Here is a 22,305-nt window from a genome sequence, read left to right on the forward strand (position 1 = left end):
GTTTATTTTAGTTGATTAACTGTTTTAGTTTACTGTTTATTTTGTCAAGTTGATCTTTATTACCGGTTTTAGCATAAACCAGTTGTAACGCTTTCAGGCCCTGTACGTTATTAGGGGATATTTCATTAGCTTTTTCAAGCCATTGTACAGCACGACCTATGTCCTGATCTTCACTCCCCCCCTTCGCGTTGGCACTTTGTTTTAAATAAAGCAAGCCTAAATTAAAAGCGGGGTCATAAGCAGAACTGTTTAATTCAATAGTACGCAGATAAAGTGACTCCGCTTTATCAAATTTATTTAAATGGTCGTAACAATTAGCGGCCACAAATGCAATATCGGCGTTATTTGCATTAATATCAAGTAAAGGGCCTATTAATGGCTCCAGGGCCTTATAATTTTTCTGATTGTTGTAAATGTTAGCCTCATCGAGCAGTAAAAAACGGTCGTTAGGTAATACCTTCCTCCCTTTTTGAAGTATCTCTAAAGCTTTGGATGTATCGCCTAATGATTTATAAATGCTGGAAGCGGTTTCAATATATTCGGCCCTTCCACTATCAACGGCTAATAATCTGCTATAGTATTTGGCTGCATCAACCAGGTTACCGGCCTTATTGTTTGAATAAGCGATGTAATCGTTAACCGGTTTAAAGTTCGGGGCGTATTTGCGCGCGTTATCAAATGATTCCCGTGCTTTGGTAAAATCTGAGTTGTTGGTATACTCAAACCCTTTGCGGATGTAAACATTCGCTAAACAACGCTTGGCATAATCAATTTCCGCCTGAAACTTATACTCTTTTTTATTGGCCGAAAGTTTATCAACCAAAGTAGAGGTTTCGGGCAGCAATTTCTCCGGCTGGTTTAGTTTATTGAGCGAATCTATATACAGAATGCTCGAATTAACCAATGCCCGGTAGGTATTCTTCTCCAGATCGGCTGTATCTGATCTGGTAATGATCAGGCTGTCAGCCGATTTTTTGGCTGCCGCCAGATATTTCAGATCATTTTTCTGCTTGTAATAAGCCAGATTATTAACTACAACCTTTAGCGCTTCGCTTTGAGCAAAGGCAAAGGTTGTAGTCATTGATGTTATTAAAACCGCCAGGATAATTTTACGGTAACCCATATTGTTTATTCAGTAGTTTCGGTAGTTGATTCTTCGCTGTCATTAGCTGCGCCATCACCATCGCCTGCGTCATTTACTGCATTTTCATCCAATTCCGCTTCTTCATCCTCGTCATGCTCAATTTTCGCTACAGAAGCTATCTCATCATTACCTTTTAAAGTAATCAATCTAACACCTTGTGTGGCACGGCCCATGGTTCTTAGCTCGCTAACCGCAATACGTATAATAATGCCCGATTTGTTGATGATCATCAAATCTTCTTTATCTGTAACACCTTTTATGGCCACAAGGTTTCCGGTTTTTTCAGTAATGTTTAAAGTTTTTACACCTTTACCACCACGATTGGTTACCCTGTAGTCGTCAATATCGGTACGTTTACCATAACCTTTTTCAGAAACTACCAGAACGGTTGTTTCAGTATCATTGATACTGATCATGCCTACTACTTCATCATTATCGCTATCCAATGATATACCACGAACACCGGTTGCGGTACGTCCCATCGGTCTAACAGTCGACTCATTAAAGCGGATAGCCCTACCCGATTGTAATGCCATTACTATTTCGCTGCTGCCTGTAGTTAAGGTAGCTTCCAGTAATGAATCACCTTCGTTGATGTTGATGGCATTGATACCATTAGCACGCGGACGTGAATAAGCTTCTAACGATGTTTTTTTGATGGTACCTTTCTTGGTACACATGATAATGAAGTTATTCTCCAGGTAATCTTTATCTTTCAGACTGAGCAGCTTGATGTAAGCCTTGATGTTCTCTTCTTTAGGGATATTGATGATATTCTGGATAGCGCGTCCTTTTGATGTACGTGTGCCTTCCGGAATTTCAAACACCCTGAGCCAGTAACATTGGCCCGATTCGGTAAAGAACAACATATAGTTGTGGTTTGATGCCACCAGTAAGTGCTCAATAAAGTCGGCATCACGGCTGTTGCTGCCGAGTGAACCTTTACCACCCCTGCCCTGACGACGATATTCGGTTAAAGGTGTACGTTTGATATACCCTTCGCGCGATATGGTAATTACCACATCCTCATCCTCAATAAAATCTTCAGTTTGCATTTCGGCAGATGAGTGAACCATTTCTGTTCTGCGCTCGTCGCCGTATTTATCTTTTATTTCTAACAGCTCATCTTTAATGATCTGCATCCTTAAGCCTTCATCATTTAAAATTGATCTTAAATAATCAATCAGCTTCATTAACTCCGCGTATTCATCTTTGATCTTATCGCGTTCAAGTCCGGTTAACCGGCGAAGCGTCATATCCAATATGGCACGGGCTTGTATGTCTGATAAACCGAACTGGCCCATCAAGCCTTCTCTGGCCTCATCAGGTGTCTGTGATGCACGTATCAGGCGAATCACTTCGTCAAGATGATCAAGAGCGATCAGTAAACCTTCTAATATATGGGCGCGTTTTTCTGCTTCAGAAAGCTCAAACTTGGTACGGCGTACCACAACCTCATGCCTGTGCTCCACAAAATGATGGATCAGATCTTTCAGGTTAAGCATCATTGGGCGGCCATTAACCAGCGCAATGTTGTTTACACTGAATGATGTTTGCAGCGCGGTATATTTAAACAGGTTATTCAATACAATAGCTGCATTGGCCTCCCGTTTAATTTCATAAACTATACGGATACCTTCACGGCTCGATTCGTCCCTGATGGATGATATACCTTCCAGTTTTTTATCGTTCACCAGGTCGGCAGTACGCTCAATCATCAAGGCTTTGTTTACCTGGTAAGGTACTTCGGTCACGATGATACGTTCGCGGTCGCTGCCGTGTGTTTCAATTTCAGCACGGGCGCGGATCACTACCCTGCCACGACCTGTTTCCAGCGCTTCGCGCGGGCCTTCAAAACCATAGATGATACCACCTGTAGGGAAATCCGGACCTTTAACATATTTCATCAGTTCGGCAACCTCTATCTGGCGGTTATCGATCAATGCTATGGTAGCATCAATTACTTCTGATAGATTATGCGGTGCCATATTGGTAGCCATACCTACCGCAATACCAGATGCTCCGTTAACCAGCAGGTTAGGGAATTTAGATGGCAATACGGTTGGCTCCTGTAGCGAGTCGTCAAAGTTTAACTGGAAATCAATGGTATCTTTATTGATATCAGCCAGCATTTCCTCAGCCAGCTTTTGCAAACGTGCCTCAGTATAACGCATTGCCGCGGGCTCATCACCGTCAATTGATCCGTAGTTACCCTGGCCTTCAACCAGCAGGTAGCGTAAGCTCCACTCCTGGGCCATACGAACCATGGTATCATATACAGATTTATCACCATGCGGGTGATATTTACCCATCACCTCCCCTACAATACGGGCAGATTTTTTATAAGGTTTGTTGTTATTTAAACCCAGATCAAGCATGCCGTATAACACACGCCTGTGTACGGGTTTCAATCCGTCTCGAACATCGGGTAATGCCCTGGAAACGATCACCGACATTGAATAATCAATGTAAGCGGATCGCATTTCTTCGTCAATATTTATCGAAATTATTCTGTCTTCCTTGCTTGAATTATCGTTTTCTGTTCCTTCGGCCATTTTTATTAATTTGTGGAATCTTCTCTTATAATTGCGCGTTAAAAAGTGTTTTTTAAACGACCTGCGAAGTTAAGAAAATAGTTGGTTATTTTCAGATGTGCGGATTTCAAATATGCAAATGTGCAGATGATAAATACTTTAAATTATCTGCACATCTGAAATCCGCACATTCGCACATCGGAAATTATCACTTTACTTTTACCCAATGGTCTTCGATCTTGTTGCCGTTGGGTAAGGTAGCCAGTAATTTAAGGGTATCATTACTCAAGTTATAGATGTATTTTACGGTTTTGCCTAATAATTTTGATGGCTGGTTACAATAGGTTTGTGTTTCAAAACAGGTATCCGCTTGTAGCTTATAATCGCCTTTTTCATAAATAAAAGTTTTCTGTCCTTTTTCAATTACTTTGGCCTCATAATGCAGATCGTTATAAGTGCGCTGCAGTTTATAGCTGGTTGATACAGTATCTTGTTTGCCATTGAACAGGCCTCCCCTATACTCCCAAAGGCCCGTCAGCGGACTTTTACTCTTTGTAAAGCCACACAACAGGGTTATAAGTAATAAAGGGAAGATCGTTTTTTTCATGAGTAAATGTTTTTACAGTATCAAGTAGCTAGTATCAAGTATCAAGATTTTTTTGGTAATTGTAGATACCGTATTTAGGCGGTCGTGATACTTGATACTAGCTGCTTGATACTTCCTTACGCCCAGTTAATACCCTTTTTGAGTAAAGATAGTGTTCTTTCCTCTTCGCTGCCCGCCACCGGCTGATAGTTATAGAGCCATTTGGCGGTAGGCGGTAAACTCATCAGTATAGATTCGATACGGCCATTGGTTTCTAAACCAAATTTGGTGCCTGCGTCATATACCAGGTTAAATTCGGTATAGCGGCTGCGGCGCTGGTATTGCCAAAGTTGCTGTTCTTCGGTAAAGGCAGTGTTGCGGTTACGATCAACCAGTTGGGTGTAAATTGGTATGAACGACCGTCCCAATGCTTTTGAAAACTCAAAGATGTTATCCCATGACAACTCATCATTGGCTGTTAAGCGGTCATAAAATATGCCGCCTATGCCTCGGGTTTCGTTACGGTGTTTGATATAAAAATAATCATCGGCCCAAAGTTTAAACCGGTGATAAAAATCGTGGTAGTAGGCGTCGCAAACCGCCTTGATATGGCTGTGGAAATATTGGGCATCTGCATCGATAATATAATGCGGTGTAAGATCGATACCTCCGCCAAACCATCGGATGGGTTGTTGTTCGCCGCCAAATGACGATGGCATTTCAAAATACCTGATGTTCATGTGAATGATGGGTACCATGGGATGATTCGGGTGGATCACGATGGATACGCCGGTAGCAAAAAAGTCGTCAGACTCTACCTGCAGGGCCCTTTTCATATTTTCGGGCAGCTGACCATGAACGGCGGAAAAATTTACCCCACCTTTTTCAAATATATTACCGTTTTGAATGATGCGGGTCCTGCCACCGCCACCACCTTCACGTTCCCATTTTTCTTCTTCAAACCTGGCTTTGCCGTCGGTTTGTTCCAGCGCCGCGCATATCTCGTCCTGTATTTGCTGGTAATCGGTGGCTATTTGTTCCTTGCTGATCATAAGATGTAAAAGTAATTTTTTTAGTATCAAGTAGCTAGTATCAAGTATCAAGATTTCGGGTAGTTTGTAAATGTACTTTTTAAAAGTCGTGATACTTGATACTAGCTACTTGATACTGTCTCCCTCAGCTGATCTCTACATAATCCAGATCTTTGCCAAAAGTTTCTTTGAGTTGACTTAATGCAAATAATGAAATTACGGTTAATATCCCCATCATAATATAACCACTGGTGATCATGCCGTTATGTTTTACTAAGGCATCAAAAGCCCAGTTGATGGGAATTAAAGAGCCGCGCACAAAATTGGGAACGGTTGTAGTAACTGTAGATCGTATATTGGTGCCAAACTGCTCGGCTGCTATGGTAACAAATGTGGCCCAATAGCCAACGGTACATCCCATAAAAAAGCTTAGCCAAACAAATTGTGAAGATGTAATTCCTTTACAGCTCAGATATGCTGTAACACTCACTAATGACAGTAAAAGAAACACAGCCATCGTTAGCTTTCTTGACTTGGTAATTTGAGCCAGCAAGCCAGCAAACAGATCACCGACAGCTATACCCACATAGCTATATAAAATGCCTGAGCCTGCAGTTAATACTTCTTTTGAACCCAATGCTATCCCAAACTCTTTGGCCTGAGTTATCAATATACCTACTACATACCAAAGCGGTGCGCCTATTAAAATGCAATACAAATATTTTCTGAACCGTTTGCCATCATTAAACAGCATCAATAAATTTCCTTTAGATACCTTGCTGTCGGCTACATTTTTATACATGCCCGATTCAAAAGTGCCTAATCTTAGTAACAGCAATACAATACCTAAACCACCGCCAACAAAATAAGCGTTACGCCAGCCGTATTTGGCAATGGTGGCAGCGGCTACGGCTCCAAAAAGCCCAATCACGGCAACTATCATGGTGCCGTACCCACGTTTTTCTTTACTCAATGTTTCGGTTACCAGGGTAATACCTGCGCCTAATTCACCGGCAAGACCTATGCCTGCTATTAAACGGACAATAGCATAGGTATTGATATCATGTACCAAGCCATTCGCGAAATTGGCAATGGAATACAGCAGTATCGACCCGAATAAAACCTTTATGCGCCCGAACTTGTCGCCAATAACACCCCAGATAATACCACCCAGCAGCAGGCCAAACATTTGCATATTGATAACATATACACCCTGCGCGCGTATATCAGCTTCGGAAATGCCAATGCCCCTTAAGCTATCGATCCGTACGATTGAAAAGATAACCAGGTCATAAATATCAACGAAATAGCCAAGTGAAGCCACAAGAACCAGGAAGATCATGTTCCTTGTAGCTTTGGCGGAGGTAGCTGTAGCTGTTGTCATAAGTTTTTTATAGGCGTTTGAACGGCTAAAGTAGCAGAATTATATAAAATCAAAAATTTAAACATAAAAAAACCCCTGTGTATGCAGAGGTCTTTTTTTTAAGAGCTTTGGTTAACTATGCTTTTTTTACGTTTACTGCTTGCAGTCCTTTTCTTCCTTCTTCCACTTCGTAAGTTACATCGTCGTTATCTTTAATGGCGTTTACGCCGCCTTGTACGTCTTTAAAGTGTACAAAAAGATCTTTACCGTCTTCGGTAACGATGAAGCCATAACCTTTTTGTGTGTTAAACCATTTTACTTTTCCAGTTTTCATAATTATAATTATCGTATTAAAAAAAAATTCGTGTATAAGATTAATAACTAAAGCCAAACTGAAAATAAAATGGTTTTAATAATCAGAAGGAATAGATAAATCCACCTTTCCCAAATATATAAAATTATTAATAAACCAAATAAAATTATTTGTTTGGTTGCGGAGTTATCCTTAAATAGGGTTTTATAGCTTTATAACCCTTTGGAAATTTGGCCGGGATGTCTTCTGTTTTTATAGCCGGCACAACAACAACGTCCTCTCCGTCCTTCCAATCGGCAGGTGTGGCAACACCATAATTGGCTGTTAATTGTAAGGAATCTATCACCCTTAAAATCTCCTGGAAATTACGGCCGGTTGATGCCGGATAGGTAATAATCAGCTTAACAGCTTTATCCGGACCGATGATGAATAACGATCTTACTGTAGCGTTCACAGAAGCATTGGGATGGATCATATCATAAGCTTCAGAAATTTTACGATCCTCATCGGCAATGATCGGGAAATTTACCTCTACCCCCTGTGTTTCGTTGATATCCCCTATCCAGCCGTTATGTGATTCGACCGAGTCAACACTTAGTGCCAGCACTTTAACATTGCGTTTGGCAAACTCGTCTTTTAAAGCGGCTGTTTTACCCAGCTCGGTTGTACAAACCGGTGTATAATCGCCGGGATGCGAAAAAAGCACGCCCCAGCTGTCGCCAAGGTATTCGTAAAAATCAATATCACCTGCTGATGTTTTTGCCTGAAAATTTGGGGCTTTATCGCCTAATCGTAAACTCATGACTATGTTGTTTATATATATAATAAATGACTACTAAGTTACTATACATTAATTGATAAATCAAAATGTAAAAAGATAATCGGGGGCAAAATTTACAGAATGATGAAATGTGTCGATTTATAGGTTGGTAATAGGGTACATTTCTGGTGTGGGTGACTTACCCTGTCATCGCTATGCTCCACATCCCTCTCCGCCTAGAGCGCTGGGCGCAAAACCCTCTTTACAAAACAAACGTAGGAAGGTTTTTTTAGTGAATATTAAATGTGGCTTTATTGCCCGGAAAGCACTGTTTTGGGTTCGATCTCTGGGCAAGGATAATTCTTTTAATGGTGCCATATTAGTAGTTCAGGATAAAGTTTTACAAATGCCAAATTGAATTCTAATAAGATCAATTTCGGGACGAGGAGATTCTTCTTAAGCGCTAACTTCCAGCTTATATCCTTTGCCGCGTACAACAACAATGTTGATATTAGGATCAAGTTCCAGTTTTTTTCTAAGTTTTGATATGAACATATCCAGACTACGCCCTACAATAACACCCTCATCTTCCCATATCTCTTTTTGCAGCCGGCTTCTCTCTATAGTCTGGTTAGGCGACAACGCGAAAATGACCAGCAGACGGGTTTCAGTTCCGGTCAGGTCGATAGTTTTTCCGTTTATGATGAGCTTCCGATTCTTCGCATCGAACGACACCGCGCCTAAAGTTAAGATGTCGGTATACTGACCGGCAGGTAAGGCTCTCCGTGGCTTAACCGATCTTAAAAATATAAAACCAACAAATGCTAAAAATGGCAGGCTGCCCAGAAGATATCCGCTCTGTGCTATATTTATTCCTGTTGGTTTGAATTTAATGTTGATCATATAACATGCCCTGGGTTGCTTTCTTCCTTTGCATGGTACAATATCATCTTTCTTATTTTTGGATATAGCGTATCCATAGGCCACACTGGAGTCGCCACAGGTCAGAACGTTAACAACATAATCATGTGCTAAGGGGTCTTCGGCCAACAAACGCCCGGTAGTATTCACCAGGGAGTCCGGTCGAAAAGTAAGGTCGTTCTCAAACCTGATCTGGTATTCATTTTCTGCGATCTTTTTTACAGGGAGCACCCTTGATGTACTGTCGCCCGACTGCAAGAGTAGTTCATGTCCGATCCTGCGGAGTAAAACTTCCCTCCTGGCGATATTAAAATCGTCACTGCCGGTCATACTGAAAGCCGCGCAGATCACAGAGATAAACGAGAGTACTATCACTCCGAACAGGTACTTGCGTTTCCCGGAGAGGAGATTTCGGCTAAGATGCATAGTGTCAAGTTTTTATTTACAAAGTTTACATTTTTATTTACAATCCAAATTCTCTGGGCTGAAATATATCAAAGTAATTTTGCTGCATCAATTCTGATAGGATCATAAAATAGATTATGAAACATATGTTTTACTTAAAATTTAAAAAAATGAGAAGATTATTTGTATTTGTTCCGGCTATCTTCCTGGTATTATTTCTACTAAATTCTTTTGTACTAAAAGAAAAGGAAGCAAAAAAGAGACCAATAAAAGAAGGCAAATCATCGACGATTGTCAACATCATTTTTAAATCTGCTGATGGCGGACAAACATGGCAGGACATTAGCGAAGGACTGCCTGAAAAATTGCAGAGAGAAGGTGTGTGGAGAGATGGTTTATTTGTAAATGACCGTGGGCTATATTTACGTGCCGGCAATGGGGTTTATCACAGTGAACCAAATTCCACAACTCCTTTTTGGACAAAAGAAATTTTCCCTGGTAAACAACGTAACATTGCCCCTGGCAAGAATGGGATACTTGCATATGATTTCAGGGGTCAATTTTTACAAAAAATAAACGGAACGAATAATTGGTCACCCATGTACACGAATTTTCAAGAGCAAGCCATACGCATAGACAAAACGATAGATTGGATGTACAAGAATTATAAAGAAAGAGAAGTACGCACCGTTTTTGAAACTGCCGGAGGCACAGTTTTCATTGGCTCCAGCAACAGCCTTTTTAGATCCACTAACAGTGGAAAAACCTGGGAACAAGTGCATGTTGGAGACGGTAGAATGAAATTGGTAGAGTCAAACGGTGTACTCCTGACTACCAGTAAAGATGGAATATTAAGATCGACCGATGATGGTCAAAACTGGGATCGTGTGATTAGTGAAGGGGGGGGTGGCATCGCTGTGGAACGTATAGATGGAGGATTTGCTGCTATAGTCTACAACACAATAACCCAAACAAACAGCATACACATTTCACTGGATAGTGGAAAAACCTGGAATGCCATAGGCGAAGAACTTCAACCTTCCTGGAGTAGTTTATTAATGAAAAAAATAGGCTTACTTCAATCTTCATCGGATATTTTATCAATTAAACAAATGGGTAAATATTTAATATGTGGCCGCTCAGATGGTATATTCCGGTCATCTGACATGGGCAAAACATGGAAAAAACTGTTACTTCCTGCTATAGAAAATTATGGCTTCAATTTATCTGTTTCAGGCAACGTGATTTATGTCATACCAAATAAAGGATGTTAAAAAAATCCAAACTCAGAAATAATGTGTATCGCTGATTTTAAATCATTTGGTAATTATTATTAATCAATATCATTTCTGTAGTATAAACAACAAGCTAACAATCCTCTACCTAATTTAAATATAGATACGACTGAAAGTGTTATAACATGGAAAGGTTCAATGCTATTTGATATTGATGAAGAACACGTAGGGTACGTCTCGACACTGCAAGATAAGCTGAAATACACCGGTCTGTAATTGCAAAGACCACAAATATTTTGTATATTTATGTGTAATAAATAACAGCCCTGCTTACTTTGAAAAGTGTAAGTGGGGCTGTTTGCTTAAAGAGATAAAACAGCCCAAAAATCTGTCTTATTTTAGTTAAATAACTTTAAATCAATATTTTAATACTTTTTAAAGTTTTCAAAACCCTTCAAAAATTTGTTAAAAAGTGTTAAATCGATGGTTTTGAATGAGTTTTCATCAGTTTTTGACTCGTTTTATATCCATTTTCGATCAGAAAAGTGTTAAAATAAGGGTTTAAGAAGTCCCCCACCCCTATTTTATTGTTTGAATTTTATAATAATTTTAAAACTTAAAATCAATTGTGAAATGGGTTCAGTTTGTGCATTGAAAGTTTACCTCAACATTAAGCCGCAAATATTGTTGAACCTATTGACTAAGCACAAAATTGCATGAGCAGACATACCTATGAGACCGGAATAATTGGAAATTGCGCCTTTTTGGCCCACATTAATAAAAATACCAACGTTGACTGGCTGTGTTGGCCCAAATTTGACAGCACCTTTATTTTTGGCGGTTTACTGGATAAAACCAAGGGCGGCGAGTTTTCTATACGGCCCGAAGGAGAATATACATCGGAACAGCACTACCTGGAAAATACCAATGTGCTGATAACCGAGGTAAGTCCTAAAAGTGGTGGTAAATACCGTATTACCGATTTTGCGCCAAGATTTTACCAGCATCAGCGGTACTACAAGCCCTTAATGCTATTCAGGAAGATAGAGGCTATAGAAGGCTCACCGAGGGTTATTGTGAAGTGTGAACCGGTATCTGAATATGGCGCGGTAAAACTAACCGTTAACCGGGGAAGTAATCACATACAATACCTGGGCGGCGAAGAAAATATCAGGCTTACTACCAATATCCCTATCAGCTATGTTTTTGACGAACAGGCTTTTGTACTGAATGAAACCAAATATCTGGCCCTAACCTATGGAGAACCGCTGGAGGCTGCCCTGATATCCACAGCCGACCGTTTTTTGGCCGAAACTGTGCAGTACTGGCGTACCTGGATCAAACACTCCTCTATCGCTACGTATTATCAGCCATTTGTGATCCGCTCGGGACTGGCTTTAAAAATACACCAGTTTGAGGATACGGGAGCCATTATAGCGGCAAGTACTACCAGTTTACCCGAATCGCCCGGAAGCGGTCGTAACTGGGATTACCGGTATTGCTGGCTGCGCGATACTTATTATGTGATCATGGCCCTGAATCACATCGGACATTTTGAGGAAATGGAAAAATATTTCGGCTATGTTACCGATATTTCCTTTTCCGAAGATGAACGCTACCAGCCGCTTTATGGCATAACCGGCAAAAAGAACCTGGTTGAAGAGATATTGACCGATTTGGATGGATACATGGGTAACAAGCCCGTACGCATTGGAAACCAGGCCTATGAGCATATACAGAACGATATTTATGGCCAGGTTATGATATCCCTGCTTCCCTTGTATACCGATCATCGTTTTGTTTTTTCGGAACGTAAAGATTCTGTACGCTGGATAGAGTCGTTACTGAATAAAATTGACCGTACTATTGATGAAAAGGACGCCGGGATCTGGGAGTTCCGGAATATGGCCAATATACACTGCTACAGCAACCTGTTTCAATGGGCCGGAGCTTCAGCCGCCGAAAAAATGGCGCGCACCATCGACAATAAAGAACTTGTTGACAAAGCCATTGAACTGAAAGAACGCGCCGCTGCGCATATCGAAAGCTGTTATGATCCGGTAAGAAAAGTATATACCAATTCGGCCGGCAGCTCCAACCTGGATGCCAGTACCCTGCAATTGATTATGATGAATTATCTCGATCCGGAATCGCAAAGGGCAAAGGATCATTTACTTGCATTAGAGAAAGAGTTGAGAACGCCTAATGGTTTATTTTACAGGTATTTATATACCGATGATTTTGGTAAACCCAAAACCACTTTTCTGATATGCGCTTTTTGGTATGTAGAGGCACTGGCCAGCGTTGGCAGGCTGGATGATGCGCAGCGCGAGTTTGCCAATCTGCTGCAATATTCCAATCACCTGCTGTTATTTAGTGAGGATGTTGATGAACAGGACGGCAGTCAATGGGGTAATTTCCCGCAAGCCTATAGCCATGTGGGCTTAATGAATGCTGCCTACCGTATAGCCATAAAGCTGGATAGACCAATATTCTTGTAATCATTATTGAATTAGTGATTTAGCGAACCTGATTTAACTCAGTAATTCACTAAATCACTAATTCAATAATTAACCTACCTCAACCGTGGTATGCTGGGTAAAGCTGGTCAATAATTTGCGTACCTCTATCGGGTTACGGAGATAAAACTTAGCTGCCGATAAATTGCTGCCTACTTTGATGGTAATGGCAGTTTCAGGCAAGGCTTTAAATATATCTTCGTCGGTATAATCGTCGCCAAAGGCAATAATAAAATCATAGTCTTTACCTTCTGTGAGTGTTAAAGCGGCTTTACCTTTATTGATATCCATGTTCTTTACTTCCAGTACCTTATCTCCTGCCAATAGCTGTAAACCTTTATCGCTGGCCAGGTATTTCAGGTTGTTCATCAGTTCGCTTGCTCTAAGCTCTCCTAAGCCATTTTGCGACTTGCGATAGTGCCAAACCAGCGAATATGTTTTTTCTTCGATAAAGGAGCCCGGAGTGCGGTCTACGTAGGTTTCCAGGATAGGATAAATATCATGCTTCCATTGATCGCTCAGGCCCGATATTTTATGCCAGTTGGTACCGGGTTTTTTAAACCAGGAACCATGTTCGGCAATCAGGTATATATCAGTATGACTAAACCACTGATTCAGGTTTTCATGTTTACGACCACTGATCAGTACTACCTGGTTAGCCGGGTCCTCAGAAAGCTTATTAATGATATTATATAACTCTTCATCCGGACTGGCCTGCTCAATGTTCGATTTGAAGTTTACCAGGGTGCCATCATAATCTAAAAAGATGATCCTTTTTTTGGTTTTAATATACCGGTTAATGATGGATTGTTCGGTAGCAAAACTTACGTGCCTGGCTTGCATGGAGCGTTGCATGAGCTTAACCTCTTTTAAACGATCAAAGAAAATTTTAACCCAATGAGAGATGTTAAATTTAGAGACCAGTTGCCGCATCGCGGTCATCCGTCTTTGCTGCTCTTCCAGCGGCATGCTGATGGCTTGTAATATCGCCCGGCAAACCTCGCCAGTATTGTTGGGGTTGACGATTATGGCATCAATTAATTCTTTAGATGAACCAGCCATCTCGCTTAATATCAATACACCATCGTTATTTGTGCGGCTGGCAATATATTCTTTACTTACCAGGTTCATACCATCGCGCATAGGTGTAACCAGGCATACGTCGGCGGTGTGATATAAGGCAGAGAGTGTTTCAATCGGGAACGACCGGTAATAATAATGAATGGGTGTCCAATCCATGGTACGGTATATGGAATTGATATTGCCTACCCTTTTATCTATTTCATCGCGCAGGTGAGCGTATTGCGGAACGGTATCCCTCGAAGGCACAACGATCATATAGAGCGTTATTTTTTCAATACACTCGGGGCAAAGTTCCAGCATCAGCTCAAAGGCCTGTAGGCGCTGCAATATCCCCTTGCTATAATCAAGGCGATCTATAGATAGTATGAGTTTTGTGTTTATAAAACTGTTTTTTATCTGTTCAATCTGCTCTTTTACATCGTCCTGTAGCGGTAAAGTTGCATATTTTTGCTCATCTATTCCCATTGGAAATGATTCCACCACGATGGAACGCTCGTCCATGGTAATAATATTTGATGATGTGTTTACCGGTAAAATGCGAGAGGTTGCACCTAAAAAGTGCCGTACATCATCAAAGGTGTGAAAGCCGATGAGGTCGGCCCCAAGCATGCCTTCCAACAACTCAGATCTCCAGGGGATAAGCCGGAACATTTCGTGCGATGGGAATGGAATGTGCAGGAAAAAGCCGATAGAAACATCAGGCAGCTCATTCCTCACCAAAGCTGGTAAAAGCAATAACTGGTAATCATGGATCCATATAATATCGCCAGGTTCGGCAATGCTTAAGATGATATCTCTAAATTTTTGATTTACAGCCTGGTAATAATCCCAGTTGGATTGTTTGTAATTAGCGTACGTGGAGGCATAATAATGAAACACAGGCCATAATACCTCGTTCGAAAATCCTTCGTAATACTGGTTGATCTCTTCCTGATCAAGAAAAACAGGTATGAGGCTTAGTTCTTTTAATTGATGGGAAACGTAATCTTTATCCTGCTGCTCGGTGATCTCGATGCCGGGCCAGCCTATCCATACATTATTTCCTTGTTTATATATCGAACCTAAACCGGTTGCTAAACCTCCTTCGCTGGGCGATAAAATGTACTCGTCCTCTGCTTTTGAAATTTTGATAGGTAACCGGTTAGATACAATGATGGTCTTGGGCATATCTGTAAATTATATTAATAATATTTATACTTATTAATAAAGACAGAAAGCCCTGATTTGTTTGCTTAATAGTTACAATGGATGGCAAAATAACAAGCTTGTGACATAAAAAAAGCCATCCCGATATATCAGGATGGCTTTTTATGAAAACTCTTTTAGAATTATCTTACTTGTTGGAAAAACTCAAGGTTAGCTTGTTGAGTGATCCTTACCAATACTTCATGAGCATCGTTTTTAAGGTCAACAAAGTATGAAGTTGGGTCGATGTTGTCGTTCAGGTCGGTATTAGCCTGGTAAACGATAACCTCACCTATTTCGTAACCTTTGTAATCTTTAGCAATTTGTTTTAAAGTTTTTGCTGGGATAGCTTTAGCGTCAACTCTTTGAGTTACACCTAAAAACTCACCGTTAAGATTGTAGAAAGCGGTTTTCTTAACACCATCAATAGTGAAGGTAGCTTTCTGGCAATTTTTGGTTACTGTCCAGTTTACTTCTTTTGCATCAGCAAAGTCAACTGTAAAACCGTGTAAAGCAATGTATGAAACATTAGTTCCACCATCTACTACTTTTTTAGCGCCATCGGCAGCAAATACATTAACACTTAATAAAGCGGCAATTGCGGTAGTTATAAATATCTTTTTCATGTTCGTTTAAATTTTAAATCCATAACAAAAGTATGCTAAGATTAGCAATGTGACAAATAAAATTTAACTTTTATGAATATTTTATAATTATATGACTTTTATGATGAAAAATTTAAATTTTTACAATCTACTTAGTGTATAATTTACAATATGTAAATTTAAAAATGCATAAAAAAATCGGTTTTGGATTAGCTAAACCGATTTTTCACATTTTTTTAACCTCAATTTAACCGTTATCTGCGAACCCCGGATACAAGGTCATGCCACCATCCATAAAAATAGTGGTACCGGTTATATAATCGGCCTCGTCTGATGCCAGCCAGGTGGCCAGTTTGCCAATATCATCGGGCTTGCCAATGCGGTTATATGGTATGAGCGTGAGCAGTTTATCTAATGCTTCGGGTGTATCCCAAGCGGCTTTATTAATAGGAGTTTGTATGGCACCCGGCCCAATGCCTACTACCCTTATTTTATGCGGCGCCAATTCCTGGGCTATACTTTTCATAAACATGCTGATGCCCCCTTTACTTGCAGCATAGTTAACATGCCCCGCCCAGGGAATCACTTCATGAACACTACTCATGCAGATGATCTTGCCGGATGCCTGGCTCCGCTCTTCAACTACTCCCCTGCGTATAAACTCCCTTGCCGCTTCACGTGAGCATAAAAACTGACCGGTGAGATTAATGCTGATCACAGTATTCCAGTCATCCAGGCTCATATCCACAAACCTGGAATCTTTTTGCAAACCGGCATTGTTTACCAGTATATCGATGGTGCCATACTGCGCGTACATCTGGGCAAACATTTCTTTTACTTGATCTTCATGGCTTACATCGGCCTGTACAGCAAATGCTTCGCCGCCGGCCGCTTTTATTTCGGCAACAGTAGCCTCGGCAGCATCATGATTGTGAGCGTAGTTGATAACTAGTTTTGCACCGGCGCCAGCCAGTGCCAGGGCTACGCCTTTACCAATACCGCTATCAGCACCAGTAACCAGGGCCGCTTGTCCTTTTAATGATGGGTTCATTGAGTTACAATTTAATTGTTTTAATATAACCAATGTATTTTAACCCAGAAGGTTTTATAATATTAAAAATGTGTAAACAAAAAGGGATCCGGATATGCACTTTTTCATTAATTAACGATTTACTATATGGAACAAAGATTTTTAGAACAAGGAGCAAGGATTTTTGAAATGTCTTCATTGTGTTCATTCTTGGATGCTTGTTCCCAAAGTCTATATTCCAAAAGCCCTTGTTCCCAATGGTATTTCGCAGAGAATATTATGGTTTACACTGTAAACCCAGTATTTGATGAAAATTAAAATTAATTATTTGACTATCAATTAAATAAATAAATGTAAACCATGAATTATGTAAACCATGTAAACCCACTTTTGTAACAAAATGGCCCTCTGTTCAAGAATTATACTCCATCTCGCTGGCTGTGAGGATACAGCCAATAATCTGTATCAAATAAAAAGCCGCCTGTGAGGACACAGGCGGCGGCGATGAGGCATGTGCCTCTGTAATAAAATAAAAACCCTGGTCATCCCTTAAGGTTCAGACAAAGATTTACAATGCTTTTATATAATCTAAAAACATGTAAAGTGCTTTCTTTTTTCCTTCAGTAAGGTCAAAATCTATTTTGTGCATCAGGTAATCCTGTATGTCAAAATCATCACGCATAGGTAATTCCTTAAAAAGCTCGGCGCGATGATCGAGACCATATTTCAATGCCGCGTTAAACTCATCCATAAAATCCTGCGGAATGGGCTTGTTGGCTATCCAGCCTGCAAACATAAAAGGGAGATCTTTAAAATTCTGCCATTCTTCAGCAAGATCGTAGGCATATTTGTATTTGCTCTTTTTGCCAAAGGTACGGTCGCCTATTTGCACAAAAGCAGTGTTAGCTTCTGTAGATTCGCTGTAGTCGACAGCATCTTTAATCAATTCCGGGTAGACCTTCCAATAGTTTTTTAGTAAAACCCGCGCCAGGTTATTGGATGAACGAGATTGCGGATCAAGTTGCAGGTATTTGATGTCTTTTACATCGCAATTACTAAAAATAAATACGGAGTTTACCGCGCCAACCGCACCAATACAGTATTCAGATACTATTTCCCAATGTGGTAAGTTCAGGGTGGCTGCTACGGGAATGAGGCCGATATCAACCACATCATCAATCAGTTTTTGAGCGCAGTCTGAGGGCATATCCAGGCTCAATTCAATTTTATCTAAAATTCCACTATGTTGGATGCCGTATATAAAGGGTTTGGTATTGGTGTAGCTTACAGCTGAAATTCTTATTTTATTCACAGAAACGCTCTCTTTCAGGATTGTTTTAAATGTTCGGAGTTATTAAAATCGACGATCTCAAATTTTTCGCCGTCATATATTACTTTGTATAAAACCAGGTTCTGGTGCGGAAAGGTATCCATTTCGGTAAGAGATTTTCCGCTCAGGATACAAAGCAATAAACGCATAGCGCGACCGTGCATGCATATTAGTACGGTTTTTTCTTCGGGGTGGCCCATGATCACGTCAAGCGCTTCCCGCTCGCGGATCTCCACCTCATTCGGGCTTTCACCGCCTTCAAATTTGCTGTCTAAACGGCCATCAAGCCAGTCGCGCATGATCTGTAGAAAGGCGGCTTTGTTTTGGACTGTAGCAGGTTGCCCCTCATGTATTCCCCAGGCCAGCTCATCCAAACCTGATAGTTTTTGATACGGGATACCCAGATCAATAAAAGGCTGAATACTTTGCTGAGTACGCTTTAGAGCCGATATGTATATTTTATCAAAGGGTATGGTTTTATATGCCTCATAAAACTGAGAAGCCTGCTTACGGCCCTCATCATTTAAATCGGTATCCATTCCCCGGCCCTGTACAACGCCCAGTCTGTTAAGCTCTGTTTGGCCGTGGCGTACTATATATAAGGTTTTTTGTATCATTCAATTTTAAGCTGAAAGCTAAAAGCCGAAGGCTTAAAGCTTTATCTGCTTGTTTTTTGTGGCTTTAGGCTTTTAGCCTTCTGCTTTAAGCTTTTTACCTAATTAATTACCGGTAGTTTGTAGTACTGGGGTTTGGGCTCGGTTTCCGGGAATTCAAAATTAGTAAAGTCGGTTACCACATTATATAAAGTGTCGCGCTCAATGGGGTACCGGCCTACATTTTTTATCAGTTCTACCAGCTGCTTGGTGCTCATGCCCGGGTGTTGTTCTTCTGCACCAGCCATAGAGTATATTTTAGTGGTATCATCAAGGGTTCCATCAATATCATCAACCCCAAAGTTCAGGGATAGTTGTGCCGTGGTACGACTGATCATGGCCCAGTAAGCTTTGATATGATCAAAATTATCCAGATAAATACGAGCAACGGCATAATTACGCAGATCTTCTACCACGGTTGACTCCGGCACATGCGACATCTGGTTATCTTGATTGCGGAATTTGAGCGGTATAAAGGTTTGGAAGCCCCCCGTTTTATCCTGCAGCTGGCGCAGGCGTTCCATATGGTCAACCCGGTGCCAGAACTTTTCGATATGACCATAAAGCATGGTAGCGTTAGAGCGACCACCTAATTTGTGCCACTCCTCATGTATAGCCAGCCATTGATCGCCGGTACATTTATCTTTAGATATCAGGTCGCGTACTTCCGGATGGAAGATCTCGGCGCCGCCACCAGGTATCGACTGTAAACCGGCTTCCTGCATCAGGCGCATGCCTGTAGCATAGTCAATTTTGGCCTTTTTAAATATGTAGTGATACTCAACCGGTGTTAACGCCTTGATGTGCAATTCCGGACGATGGGCGCGGATACGGCTAAAAAGCTCCTGGTAAAAAGGCACATCGTATTGTGGCAAAACACCACCAACAATGTGGACTTCGGTTACGGGTTCACCATCGTATTTAGTCACCATGTTAAACATTTCGTCCATGGTATACTCCCAGCCTTCTGATTTTTGTTTCAGCAGGCGCGAGTATGAGCAAAATTTGCAATCGTAAACACACAAATTAGTGGGTTCGATATGAAAATTACGGTTGAAATAAGTTTTATGACCATGCCGTTTTTCCCGGATGTAATTGGCTAAAACGCCCAGATAACCGAGGTCGCCCTGCTCATACAATATCACGCCTTCATCAAAGGTGATGCGTTCATTGTTGAGCACTTTTTCGGCAATGTGCTTTAAATCAGCGGATAGATCCGGATTTTGTAATAATAACTGTAAATTACCTTCAGCTTCCATGAAAAAAACTTTGCGCAAATGTACTAAAAAGCATAAAACTATGCTTTATGAGATAATTCATTGCAAAGTTGATGGAAGTAAATGACACTAAAATTGCACAGAAGTAATCAGGCTAATAGTAATGCCGTTAAAGCAATCGTCCTGGCATCCATTGGGAACAAAGCCGCAGCTGGATATCATGCCGCTGTTTTTTGTTTCAAAATAAATGTCGTTGGATTTCTTATCCGCTTTAAGCCAAACAGTTTTAGCTTTCTGGTAAACATCGTCTAAAGTAAGTGATTCGCCAACATCGTTAGGGTGTGTATTGATGTGACTGGCGTCTTCATGCCATTGCTTTATTGTATCTATTTGAGAAGTGCCGTTTCGTTTGAGTTGGGTTGATATAAAATCCCGCCAGGTAACTTTGCCATTAATAACGCCTGTTTTAACCTCCGCACCATAACCGAAAACAGATCTAAAGCTAGTAGTATAGAGATATGTATTGTGTGCAGTGCTTTTGAAACTTAACCAGGTTTTATAGCTTTTGTTAAACTCGCTTTCATTGGCGATGTTATCTTTTTTGCAGCTGGTTACTGAAATTAAAATAATGATAGCAGATATGTATAGCGCTTTCATGATACAGGTTTTTAAAATATTACGGAAAAATTATATCCTCCACTACACTGTATAAAAATAATCTTATTTAATTTGGCCAAATGAAGATTGAAACTATAGCCATACACGCCGGAAATAAGAAGGATGAGTCATCAAAAGCCGTTATACAACCTATTATACTATCAACTACTTTTGAACGCGGTATTGATGGTGACTTCCCTGGCGGGCATATCTATAGCCGGTCGTCAAATCCTAACAGGGCATCTTTGGAGAATGTATTGGCTCAATTAGAGAACGGTGCTGATGCGGCCTCTTTTTCATCAGGAAACGCGGCAGGTATGTCGGTATTTCAATCATTGCCCCCGGGTACGCATATCATCGCGCCGGACGATATGTATCATGGTTTACGCAATCAACTTAAAAACCTGTTTGCCGGTATTTTAACTTTTGATTTTATTGATGTAAACGACACGGAGGTATTGCTACAGCATATTAAACCCGAAACAGGGCTGATCTGGATAGAAACGCCATCAAATCCGCTGCTTAAGATAACAGATATTAAAAAGGTTGTAGCTATTGCCAAAGCCAGGGGAATTAAAGTTGTTTGCGATAATACTTTCGCCACGCCGATATGTCAGCAACCACTTGCTTTGGGCGCCGACCTGGTGATGCACTCCGCAACCAAATATTTTGGTGGGCATAGCGACTTAATGGGCGGCGCTTTAATTACTGCCGAAAAAAACGAATGGTGGCAAAAAATACGCCAGGTCCAGGAAATGGGTGGTGCCATCCCCTCTCCAACTGACTGCTATTATCTTGCCCGCAGTATTAAAACACTGCCTTATCGGGTTAAAGGGCACGTACATAATGCGCAGTTGCTGGCTGAGTTTTTAGAACAACACCCTAAGGTTGAACGTGTGCTATACCCGGGCTTACCATCGCATCCGCAACATGCCATTGCTAAAGAACAAATGCTGGCCTTTGGCGGTATGTTATCCTTTATTGTTAAGGGCGACGAAAACGATACGCACAATATCATTAACAAACTCAACTTATTCACTCGCGCCACAAGTCTGGGTGGTGTTGAAAGCCTTATAGAGCATCGGGCAACTGTAGAGGGGCCTGATACTAAAACACCACGTAACCTATTGAGGGTATCTGTTGGTTTAGAACATATTGATGATTTGGTTGCTGATTTGAAGCAGGCTTTGAATTAGGATAAAGGTAAAAAGCGAAAGGTCATATTTACGAATATTAAAACGAGACCTTTCACTCTTAACCTTTCGCCTTTTACCTTAAAGAAAAATTTAATTTGGAATTACCATTTATATCACCCTATATTTGCAACAATATTTGGTAGCGATACCATTGATCAATTCTCCGCGATAGTTCGGGTTTTGATTTATAAAGAAGCGGCGAGAGATCAGGCTCAATGACCCGCTGGCAACCCTCCAAAATTGGAGAAGGTGCCAATTCCTGTCCCGGAAAATAACCCCGGGGAATATAAATTTATAACCATGAAAAGTTTAATTAAATTTAATCAGTACAGTATTTTTAACACCTCAAACGGTAGTATACAACATATTAGCTTAAATATTAGCGGTATTTGTATGTGTTGCTGCTGCTGATCGACCTGACACGTCCTCTTTTTCTGATCCCGAAAAACGCGCGTGTTGCAACAACTGGTAAGATCATTTACCAGTCCAGTTAAAAATCCATCAAATCGTTAAAAAATTAATTAAACACATTTCAATC

Annotated in this window: 18 protein-coding genes and 1 riboswitch; of the genes, 3 read left to right on the forward strand and 15 right to left on the reverse strand. The window is 40.8% G+C overall.

Annotated features, from left to right (window positions below; genetic code table 11):
- Positions 1–7: 7 nt before the first annotated feature.
- The 8 genes from BLR84_RS17600 to BLR84_RS17635 form a co-directional block, all read right to left on the reverse strand.
- Positions 8–1,123, reverse strand: coding sequence for a tetratricopeptide repeat protein (locus tag BLR84_RS17600; RefSeq protein ID WP_090470732.1), 1,116 nt, complete (start codon positions 1,121–1,123; stop codon positions 8–10).
- Positions 1,124–1,128: 5 nt separating this feature from the next.
- Positions 1,129–3,699, reverse strand: coding sequence for a DNA gyrase subunit A (gene gyrA / locus BLR84_RS17605; protein ID WP_090470734.1), 2,571 nt, complete (start codon positions 3,697–3,699; stop codon positions 1,129–1,131).
- 187 nt (positions 3,700–3,886) lie between these two features.
- Complete coding sequence (locus BLR84_RS17610; protein WP_090470736.1) at positions 3,887–4,285, reverse strand: hypothetical protein; 399 nt, start codon at positions 4,283–4,285, stop codon at positions 3,887–3,889.
- Between the two features lie 116 nt (positions 4,286–4,401).
- Positions 4,402–5,316: an oxygen-dependent coproporphyrinogen oxidase gene (gene hemF / locus BLR84_RS17615; RefSeq protein WP_090470738.1), complete on the reverse strand. Its 915-nt coding sequence runs from the start codon at positions 5,314–5,316 to the stop codon at positions 4,402–4,404.
- A gap of 124 nt (positions 5,317–5,440) precedes the next feature.
- Positions 5,441–6,679: an MFS transporter gene (locus BLR84_RS17620; protein ID WP_176852093.1), complete on the reverse strand. Its 1,239-nt coding sequence runs from the start codon at positions 6,677–6,679 to the stop codon at positions 5,441–5,443.
- Between the two features lie 115 nt (positions 6,680–6,794).
- Positions 6,795–6,992 (reverse strand): cold-shock protein, encoded by a 198-nt coding sequence (locus BLR84_RS17625; protein WP_076372898.1) that lies wholly within the window; start codon positions 6,990–6,992, stop codon positions 6,795–6,797.
- A 145-nt stretch (positions 6,993–7,137) separates the two neighbouring features.
- On the reverse strand, positions 7,138–7,773 hold the full coding sequence (locus BLR84_RS17630) for a peroxiredoxin (protein ID WP_090470740.1): 636 nt from the start codon (positions 7,771–7,773) through the stop codon (positions 7,138–7,140).
- Positions 7,774–8,187: 414 nt separating this feature from the next.
- Positions 8,188–9,078: a winged helix-turn-helix domain-containing protein gene (locus BLR84_RS17635; protein WP_090470743.1), complete on the reverse strand. Its 891-nt coding sequence runs from the start codon at positions 9,076–9,078 to the stop codon at positions 8,188–8,190.
- 149 nt (positions 9,079–9,227) lie between these two features.
- Here BLR84_RS17635 and BLR84_RS17640 point away from each other — a divergent pair, with 149 nt between their 5' ends.
- Positions 9,228–10,331, forward strand: a complete 1,104-nt coding sequence (locus tag BLR84_RS17640) for a WD40/YVTN/BNR-like repeat-containing protein (protein WP_255366977.1) — start codon at positions 9,228–9,230, stop codon at positions 10,329–10,331.
- Between the two features lie 677 nt (positions 10,332–11,008).
- Positions 11,009–12,793 (forward strand): glycoside hydrolase family 15 protein, encoded by a 1,785-nt coding sequence (locus BLR84_RS17645; protein WP_090470745.1) that lies wholly within the window; start codon positions 11,009–11,011, stop codon positions 12,791–12,793.
- Between the two features lie 69 nt (positions 12,794–12,862).
- Here the strand turns inward: BLR84_RS17645 and BLR84_RS17650 are convergent, their stop codons facing one another.
- The 7 genes from BLR84_RS17650 to BLR84_RS17680 form a co-directional block, all read right to left on the reverse strand.
- Complete coding sequence (locus tag BLR84_RS17650; protein WP_090470747.1) at positions 12,863–15,061, reverse strand: bifunctional alpha,alpha-trehalose-phosphate synthase (UDP-forming)/trehalose-phosphatase; 2,199 nt, start codon at positions 15,059–15,061, stop codon at positions 12,863–12,865.
- Between the two features lie 161 nt (positions 15,062–15,222).
- Positions 15,223–15,705, reverse strand: a complete 483-nt coding sequence (locus tag BLR84_RS17655; RefSeq protein ID WP_090470749.1) for a hypothetical protein — start codon at positions 15,703–15,705, stop codon at positions 15,223–15,225.
- A gap of 226 nt (positions 15,706–15,931) precedes the next feature.
- Positions 15,932–16,735, reverse strand: coding sequence for an SDR family oxidoreductase (locus BLR84_RS17660; RefSeq protein WP_090470751.1), 804 nt, complete (start codon positions 16,733–16,735; stop codon positions 15,932–15,934).
- Between the two features lie 547 nt (positions 16,736–17,282).
- A complete protein-coding gene (locus BLR84_RS17665) occupies positions 17,283–18,026 on the reverse strand; it encodes a menaquinone biosynthetic enzyme MqnA/MqnD family protein (RefSeq protein ID WP_090470753.1) in 744 nt (247 codons plus the stop codon).
- A 14-nt stretch (positions 18,027–18,040) separates the two neighbouring features.
- Positions 18,041–18,661 (reverse strand): histidine phosphatase family protein, encoded by a 621-nt coding sequence (locus BLR84_RS17670; RefSeq protein WP_090470754.1) that lies wholly within the window; start codon positions 18,659–18,661, stop codon positions 18,041–18,043.
- A gap of 98 nt (positions 18,662–18,759) precedes the next feature.
- Positions 18,760–19,956, reverse strand: coding sequence for an aminofutalosine synthase MqnE (mqnE, locus tag BLR84_RS17675; protein WP_090470755.1), 1,197 nt, complete (start codon positions 19,954–19,956; stop codon positions 18,760–18,762).
- An 87-nt stretch (positions 19,957–20,043) separates the two neighbouring features.
- Positions 20,044–20,571 (reverse strand): hypothetical protein, encoded by a 528-nt coding sequence (locus tag BLR84_RS17680; protein WP_090470757.1) that lies wholly within the window; start codon positions 20,569–20,571, stop codon positions 20,044–20,046.
- 80 nt (positions 20,572–20,651) lie between these two features.
- Between BLR84_RS17680 and BLR84_RS17685 the strand changes: the two genes are divergently transcribed.
- Positions 20,652–21,767 (forward strand): trans-sulfuration enzyme family protein, encoded by a 1,116-nt coding sequence (locus BLR84_RS17685; protein ID WP_090470759.1) that lies wholly within the window; start codon positions 20,652–20,654, stop codon positions 21,765–21,767.
- 182 nt (positions 21,768–21,949) lie between these two features.
- A riboswitch (SAM riboswitch) is annotated at positions 21,950–22,060 on the forward strand.
- Positions 22,061–22,305 lie beyond the last annotated feature (245 nt).

This window comes from Mucilaginibacter sp. OK268 (genome assembly GCF_900103125.1).
Classification (GTDB): Bacteria; Bacteroidota; Bacteroidia; order Sphingobacteriales; family Sphingobacteriaceae; genus Mucilaginibacter.

Coding starts and splice junctions, on each gene's coding strand:
- BLR84_RS17610 (WP_090470736.1), bottom strand. CDS start 4,285: ATGAAAAAAACGATCTTCCCTTTATTACTTATAACCCTGTTGTGTGGC.
- BLR84_RS17625 (WP_076372898.1), bottom strand. CDS start 6,992: ATGAAAACTGGAAAAGTAAAATGGTTTAACACACAAAAAGGTTATGGC.
- BLR84_RS17680 (WP_090470757.1), bottom strand. CDS start 20,571: ATGAAAGCGCTATACATATCTGCTATCATTATTTTAATTTCAGTAACC.
- mqnE (WP_090470755.1), bottom strand. CDS start 19,956: ATGGAAGCTGAAGGTAATTTACAGTTATTATTACAAAATCCGGATCTA.
- BLR84_RS17660 (WP_090470751.1), bottom strand. CDS start 16,735: ATGAACCCATCATTAAAAGGACAAGCGGCCCTGGTTACTGGTGCTGAT.
- BLR84_RS17645 (WP_090470745.1), top strand. CDS start 11,009: ATGAGCAGACATACCTATGAGACCGGAATAATTGGAAATTGCGCCTTT.
- BLR84_RS17620 (WP_176852093.1), bottom strand. CDS start 6,679: ATGACAACAGCTACAGCTACCTCCGCCAAAGCTACAAGGAACATGATC.
- BLR84_RS17650 (WP_090470747.1), bottom strand. CDS start 15,061: ATGCCCAAGACCATCATTGTATCTAACCGGTTACCTATCAAAATTTCA.
- hemF (WP_090470738.1), bottom strand. CDS start 5,316: ATGATCAGCAAGGAACAAATAGCCACCGATTACCAGCAAATACAGGAC.
- BLR84_RS17635 (WP_090470743.1), bottom strand. CDS start 9,078: ATGCATCTTAGCCGAAATCTCCTCTCCGGGAAACGCAAGTACCTGTTC.
- BLR84_RS17630 (WP_090470740.1), bottom strand. CDS start 7,773: ATGAGTTTACGATTAGGCGATAAAGCCCCAAATTTTCAGGCAAAAACA.
- BLR84_RS17640 (WP_255366977.1), top strand. CDS start 9,228: ATGAGAAGATTATTTGTATTTGTTCCGGCTATCTTCCTGGTATTATTT.
- BLR84_RS17685 (WP_090470759.1), top strand. CDS start 20,652: ATGAAGATTGAAACTATAGCCATACACGCCGGAAATAAGAAGGATGAG.
- BLR84_RS17655 (WP_090470749.1), bottom strand. CDS start 15,705: ATGAAAAAGATATTTATAACTACCGCAATTGCCGCTTTATTAAGTGTT.
- BLR84_RS17670 (WP_090470754.1), bottom strand. CDS start 18,661: ATGATACAAAAAACCTTATATATAGTACGCCACGGCCAAACAGAGCTT.
- BLR84_RS17600 (WP_090470732.1), bottom strand. CDS start 1,123: ATGGGTTACCGTAAAATTATCCTGGCGGTTTTAATAACATCAATGACT.
- gyrA (WP_090470734.1), bottom strand. CDS start 3,699: ATGGCCGAAGGAACAGAAAACGATAATTCAAGCAAGGAAGACAGAATA.